At 61.1% G+C, this 6145-nt stretch carries 7 protein-coding genes; 6 read left to right on the top strand and 1 reads right to left on the bottom strand.

Annotation, left to right across the window (positions count from 1 at the left end; genetic code table 11):
- Positions 1-45: 45 nt before the first annotated feature.
- A complete protein-coding gene (locus J0F76_RS19470; protein WP_207472042.1) occupies positions 46-1224 on the bottom strand; it encodes a hypothetical protein in 1179 nt (392 codons plus the stop codon).
- A 161-nt stretch (positions 1225-1385) separates the two neighbouring features.
- Between J0F76_RS19470 and J0F76_RS19465 the strand changes: the two genes are divergently transcribed.
- From J0F76_RS19465 to J0F76_RS19440, 6 genes are all read left to right on the top strand, one after another.
- A complete protein-coding gene (locus tag J0F76_RS19465; protein WP_093359951.1) occupies positions 1386-1706 on the top strand; it encodes a helix-turn-helix domain-containing protein in 321 nt (106 codons plus the stop codon).
- Positions 1703-2623 carry an ImmA/IrrE family metallo-endopeptidase gene (locus J0F76_RS19460; protein WP_207472040.1) on the top strand — a complete coding sequence of 307 codons (921 nt, stop codon included), beginning with the start codon at positions 1703-1705 and terminating at the stop codon, positions 2621-2623. Before J0F76_RS19465 ends, J0F76_RS19460 begins: the two co-directional genes overlap by 4 nt.
- Positions 2624-3074: 451 nt before the next feature.
- The gene (locus J0F76_RS19455) at positions 3075-3521 is read left to right on the top strand and encodes a DUF2924 domain-containing protein (RefSeq protein WP_278250457.1); all 447 of its coding nucleotides are present in this window, start codon (positions 3075-3077) and stop codon (positions 3519-3521) included.
- 2 nt (positions 3522-3523) lie between these two features.
- A complete protein-coding gene (locus J0F76_RS19450; RefSeq protein ID WP_242690465.1) occupies positions 3524-4855 on the top strand; it encodes a recombinase family protein in 1332 nt (443 codons plus the stop codon).
- On the top strand, positions 4852-5274 hold the full coding sequence (locus J0F76_RS19445; RefSeq protein ID WP_207472032.1) for a hypothetical protein: 423 nt from the start codon (positions 4852-4854) through the stop codon (positions 5272-5274). The genes J0F76_RS19450 and J0F76_RS19445 overlap by 4 nt, the downstream gene beginning before the upstream one ends.
- A gap of 204 nt (positions 5275-5478) precedes the next feature.
- A partial coding sequence (locus J0F76_RS19440; RefSeq protein WP_207472031.1) for a hypothetical protein occupies positions 5479-6145 on the top strand: 667 nt, incomplete at its 3' end.

The following is a 6145-nucleotide window of genomic DNA, read 5'->3' as shown; positions in this document are numbered from 1 at the left end:
CCAGAACCTGAAAGCCGCTGCCTGACATAACCCCCATGCCCGAGCTTAGCGAAGCGGCAAACTGGTCGGAAATTCCGGACCACCTCTCATGTCCTTCAGGTTGCAGCCATGCGGCATGGTCACGGTCAAGGACAGCGACTTGCCCCGCCCGCCATCGGGGCCCGGGTGGAACTTGATGGTGAAGCGCGCACGGGTCACCACCCATTCTGCCACGTCGCCGGTGCCACCCAAGACACGCGCGCCGCCACCGATGTCGAGGCCGATCCGGTGTTCCGCCATCTGCCAGATCGTCCGGTCGGCACCCGACATGGATTCCAGCGTGATACGCTCCTTCGCATCGCCCAGATCCATCAGGCGCAATTCCTTGACGGTTACGCCGGCAATCCCGTCGGTCGGGTCAGTCGGGAAGTCGAAAGGCCGCAGCAGCATGCTGAGATCGTATTCGCGCAATGGCAGATTCTGCTCCTCAGTCAGCGTGATGCCCAGCAGGTCGCGCGCCATGTACCAGGTAAGATCGATCCGATCCTCGCGCGTCTTTGCCACGACCTCGATCACCCCGGTCGCGGCCTCATAGGTCAGCGCCGCCTCGAAGACCGGCTTCACGATCCGACGTGACAGGGTGCTGTTGGCGTCGAATCCCAGCGTGTCCTCGGGACGCCCCTCCCGGTAGACCGCGACCTGGACTAATTCGCATTCCTCGCCCTCGAGGATCACCCGGTGGCGGTCGAAGATGTCGACATGAACGTTCAGCGTTTCGAACCGCTCACGGATCGCGGCCGTGAATGCGGCGAGCGAGACCGGGTCTTTCTTTACCGCGAGATCGGGATCGACGCGGAACCCGCTCCACGACCGCCCCCGGCGGCGCTCGTCATTGTAGCGCACCTCTTCGGCCAGGCGGGACCGGTCGTTCTCGTTGAGGAAAACCCAGAGCGAGCGGTTGTTGGGCCCCTCGAGCGTATCGAAGACCGCGCGGTTCACGACGACGTTCTGCAACGCGTTCTGGCCGGGCTCATCCGCCAGCGCCGCCACGCGGGCCGCATCAAGGACGACGCGCTGCTTTTCATCATCGGATATGGCATCGACGGCCTTGATCAGCGGCTCCACCACCTCGGGCTCGGGCTTCGTCCAGTCGATGGGCGCAAGCGAGGTGAACCCGCCAGCAGTGAAGTAATCCTGCAGACGGATCACGGGGGTCTTGCGGAGAAACCCGGCGATGGCAGTCATGAGAGCCCTTTCTTTGGCCGGGGAGGAGGACAGAATCGCGAAAATGCGATACGATGATGTTCGATATATATCGAACAAATCGCCGCGTCTACTTGCGCGGCACAATTCTGTTCGGTATATCAAACAAGCGTCCTACAACCAAGGAAACCAAGGATGATACGATGACCACGTCCCTCGGCGCGAAGATCAAGCGCCACCGTCAGGAAAAGGGATACTCCCTCGACAAGCTCGCCGAGCTGACCGACTCCAGCAAGAGCTACCTCTGGGAACTCGAGAACCGCGATACGCGAAAACCGTCGGGCGAGAAGCTGACCCGCATCGCCCAAGCTCTGGAGGTCACGACCGACTATCTGCTCGATGACAGCGAGGAGCCCAGCGACGAGGTTCTGAAGGAGGCCTTCTTCCGCAAGTTCAGCAAGCTCGACCCCGAAGACCAACAGAAAATCAATCAGATGATCGACATGTGGGGAAAGAAGGATTGAGCCTGCCGACGACGCCGAAGGGGTGGGCTATCCGCCTGACACAGATCCTGTCGATGGTCCAAGGCACCCGTGGCCTTCCGCGGTTCCCCATCGATGTGGCCGCGCTCGCGCAGGATTTCTCGCGTCAGGTTTTTCCGACCGCGCCGATCACCATCGTGAAGGGGCTTGCGATGTCCAAAGGCGTCGAAGGCATGCTGATGCCGCATCCCAGCGGCTCCGGCGAGTGGGGCATTGTCTACAACGAGACCATCCGGTCGCCGGGGCGGCGCAACTTCACGCTGGCGCATGAGCTGGGGCACTACCTCCTGCACCGGCAGGCCAACCCGCGTGGGCTGGAATGCACCAGCCGCAACATGGCCGACTGGGATGAGGCTCGGAACAGGATCGAGGCGGAGGCGAACACATTCGCCTCCTACCTGCTGATGCCCTTGGACGATTTCCGCGAGCAGATCAAAGGCCGGATCATCGATATCGACGTGATGACCGAGCTCGCGGATCGCTATGCCGTGTCGCTGACGGCTGCGATCCTCAAATGGATGACCATCACCGACAAGCGCGCGATGATCGTGGTTGGCAAGGAAGGCTTCATCGATTGGGCCTGGTCCAGCGAACCGCTGTTGAAGTCCGGGGTTTTCTACAGGGCACGGCAAGAGGTGATGGGATTGCCGCCCGCCTCGCTTGCTGCGCAAGAGGTGGACGGAGATGAAGGGCGCTACGGCTGCCACCATCCGGCCGGCATCTGGCTCGGCTCTGAACCGGTCCACGAGATGACCGTGTTCTCGCCCAGCAATGATCAGATGACGATCTCGCTTCTGCTCTACCCCGACCGCGCCCCTTCGCGATGGGAGATGGCCGATCTGGAGGAAGAGCCAGTCCTCGACAGCTTCGACAAGTTCATGGACGGTCGGACGAGTTGATTCGGCGCAGCCGCCCGACCGAAAGGTCGGCGCGGGGACATTTCAGCTACGCAGATTTTCGCAACAGCGCGCAGCGACCACATGTGACCGTAACAAGCTGATTTAATTGATATTTTTATGATTTCGCGACACATTTCGCCTATCACAACAGTCGCGAAAACCCGCTATGACCATTCCCTCCGAAGACCCGGTTTCCGGGCGCCAACCCTCTATGCCCTGAACGCATGTCCCCTGATGCCCGGCTGGCCGAGTTGGGTCGCATCCTCGCTGCAGGCGTCGTTCGCCTGAATGCCGGGAAGTCCAGTTCTTTATCGCCCGCCGACGGAGACAGTTCCGTGGACTACCCGCCCCGAAAGAGCGGTGGTCGTCGCAGGAAACGCATCCGCATCGGAGGAACTGATGAAGCATCACAGTAAGATAACGCCGTCCATACCCCGGGCAGGACGCGCGCCTGGACCAAAGCGTCCTGTCGCGCATCGCCGTGCTCAAGGCCATGTCGGTGAAAGAGCTGAAGACCGAATGGGAACGGCTCCTCGGCAGCGCCGCACCGAACAACAGCCGCGCCTTTCTTGAGGCCCGCATCGCCTATCGCCTGCAGGAACTGACCTATGGCGGCCCTGATCACGAGACTCGCCGCATGCTGGACCTTCTTGCGGACGAGGTCGAGGGCGTCTCCCGCCGCAAGAAGCAGATCGCGGATCCCCGCAATCCGGTGGCGGGCACCCGGCTGATCCGGGAATGGAACGGGGTCGAGCACACCGTCACCGTGCTGAAGGACGGCTTCGAATGGCAGGGCCGCAAATACAAATCGCTCTCGGGGATTGCCCGTGAGATCACCGGCGTGCGCTGGAACGGTTATCGCTTTTTCGGGCTGCAGGTCCGACCGCGGGAGGTTTGACCATGGACATGAACACACGCCCCGGCCGCCGCCTGCGCTGCGCCATCTATACCCGCAAGTCGAGCGAGGAAGGGCTCGACATGGAGTTCAACAGCCTCGACGCCCAGCGGGAAGCCTGCGAGGCCTATATCGCCAGCCAGAAATCCGAGGGTTGGGTCGCTACCCGCGACCGCTATGACGACGGCGGCTTCTCGGGCGGCAATCTGGACCGGCCGGGGCTGAAACAGCTGCTGGCCGACATCGACGACGGGCTGATCGACGTGGTGGTGGTCTACAAGATTGACCGGCTCAGCCGCGCCCTGATGGATTTCTCGAAGCTGGTCGAGGTCTTCTACCGCAATGGCGTGACCTTCGTCTCGGTCACGCAGTCCTTCAACACGACTACCTCGATGGGGCGGCTGACGCTGAACAGCCTGCTCAGCTTCGCCCAGTTTGAACGCGAGGTCATCGGCGAACGCATCCGCGACAAGGTGGCCGCCTCGCGCAAGCGCGGGATCTGGATGGGGGGCTATGTGCCGCTCGGCTACGATGTGCAGGACCGCAAGCTGGTGATCAACGAGGCTGAGGCCGCCTCGGTGCGCCGGATCTTCGAGCGGTTCGTCGAACTCGGCTCGGCCACGATGCTGGCGAAGGAGCTGCGGCGGGAGGGGTTTCGCAGCAAGCAGGGCACGCTGATCGACAAGGGCTACCTTTATCGGGTGCTTCGCAATCGCGTCTATCGCGGCGAGGCCGTCCACAAGGGCAAGGCCTATCCGGGCGAGCACGACGCCATCGTCACCGACAAAATCTGGGATCAGGTCGACGCGATCCTTCAGGGCAACCGCCACGCGCGGTCCAGCAACAGCCGCATGCAGACGCCCGCGCCGCTGAAGGGCCTGATCTTCACCGATACCGGCGCGGCGATGACCCCGACCGCGACCAAGAAACGCGGCAAGCTCTATCGCTATTACGTGTCGATGGACGTGATCAAGAACCGCACCACGGCGGATGACAGCGGCGGCGATCAAGCACCGGTCCGCCTGCCTGCGGGCATGGTCGAGGACGCCATCGTCACCGAGGTCCGGCGCATTCTGCAGACGCCCGAGGTGGTCACGCAGGTGCTGGCGGCGCTGAAGCGCGATCAGGTGTCCGAGGCCGAAGCCATCGCGGCGCTGCATGATTTCAACACGCTCTGGGCGCAGCTGTTTCCGCTCGAGCAGGCGCGGATCATCCAGCTTCTGGTCCGGCGCGTCACCGTCACCGCCGCCGGGCTCGAGGTCGACATCCGACGCGAAGGCGTCGCGGGCGTCATCCGCGAAACGATTGCGCCACGCGACATGGAGGTCGCCGAATGACCCGGGGCAACGAGACGATCCGCGTACTGATCCCCCTGAAGCTGCACAAGAAGAACGGGCGGCCCAAGATCATGCCGCCCGCCGATTACAGCCCGAGCGAGGATCAGACACAGGACCCGCACATCCTGCGCGCCATCGGCCGGGCATGGGGCTGGCGGCGGCGGATGGAAGGAGGTGAGTTTGCCACGATCCAGGAATTGGCCGAGGCTGTCGGTCTGGCCGAACGCCATGTCAGCCGCCAGCTGCGCCTCGCCTATCTGGCGCCGGAGGTGCTCAAGCGCCTGACCTGCGGCCGCGAGGCGTCGGCGGTCAGTCTGTACGACCTGTGTTTTCTGGCCGGGGAGACATGGCAGGAGCAGGCTGAGCGGGCCTTGTGCGCTTCCCAAACCGTGGACGGCAGGCCGCCGAAAAGCTCTTGATCAATTCGTAAGGTTGGGCAACCACTTGCTACATAGCATGCCGATAAAGGGGTGTCTGCTCTAACTCCTCAGAATGAGGTCGAGAATATCTGATGCGGAACTATTTCAGCAGTGAATGGCTCTGCAATTTTTTGAGTCGTGGCTCGTGCTAAGCCAAGATATGGCGATACAATTGCCATTTTACAGAAAAAGAGGATCTATAAATTGAACAGAACGGAAGTATCTCGATCAACCAAGGAATCGTCTCAGCAATGGATCGAGAAATTTCCAAAAGTCGCAGCTATGCAGCGAGACCCACGAGGCCTCCCAATCCCTGCGAACGTCAGCTATGAATCGAAGACCGAAAAGCCAATTTTCGCGATTACGAATCCGATAAAAGAAATAGAGCTGTTTTGTTCGCAAAAATGCGCCGTAACAGGGACGCTGCTCGATACGGAAGACGTCTGGTTCGTTACCACTCCGGACTTGGCGTTCGTCCCCTTTGGCCTCCTGATGGACGCCCCGATGTGCGGTGAGGCTAAAGACTTTACTTTGCGTGTATGCCCATACTTTGGAATGCGAAATTATGATCGCCTTTCCGACAAGCAGGCAATGGCCATGGCTCCGAAGCTTGCCGACAAAGGCTCAGGAAGCATCTTCCAGACTCCTGCTGAATTCGCGGCAGTCAGAGTTTCAGGCTTCCGAGGAGAACCGACCGTAAACGGCATGCGATATCTGCCGAGCAGACAATATACGAAGATCGAGTTCTGGAAGGAACGAAACTGTTTGCGTGTGATTCATAGTGGGCTCTGTTGCACAAATTTCGTGAGGAATTCATCTTGCGAGTCCAGCTTGGTAGCTGTGATGTATGCGCAGACCCACACCTCCGACC

Origin of the sequence: Paracoccus fontiphilus (assembly GCF_017356265.1) — a bacterium.
Lineage (GTDB): Bacteria > Pseudomonadota > Alphaproteobacteria > Rhodobacterales > Rhodobacteraceae > Paracoccus > Paracoccus fontiphilus.
The sequence above is the reverse complement of the archived record's forward strand: the minus strand, read 5'-3'. Positions and strand labels throughout refer to the sequence as shown.

What these genes read in the sequence shown, in the direction of transcription:
- J0F76_RS19470 (WP_207472042.1), bottom strand. Translation starts at nt 1,224, where the DNA reads ATGACTGCCATCGCCGGGTTTCTCCGCAAGACCCCCGTGATCCGTCTG.
- J0F76_RS19465 (WP_093359951.1), top strand. Translation starts at nt 1,386, where the DNA reads ATGACCACGTCCCTCGGCGCGAAGATCAAGCGCCACCGTCAGGAAAAG.
- J0F76_RS19450 (WP_242690465.1), top strand. Translation starts at nt 3,524, where the DNA reads ATGGACATGAACACACGCCCCGGCCGCCGCCTGCGCTGCGCCATCTAT.
- J0F76_RS19445 (WP_207472032.1), top strand. Translation starts at nt 4,852, where the DNA reads ATGACCCGGGGCAACGAGACGATCCGCGTACTGATCCCCCTGAAGCTG.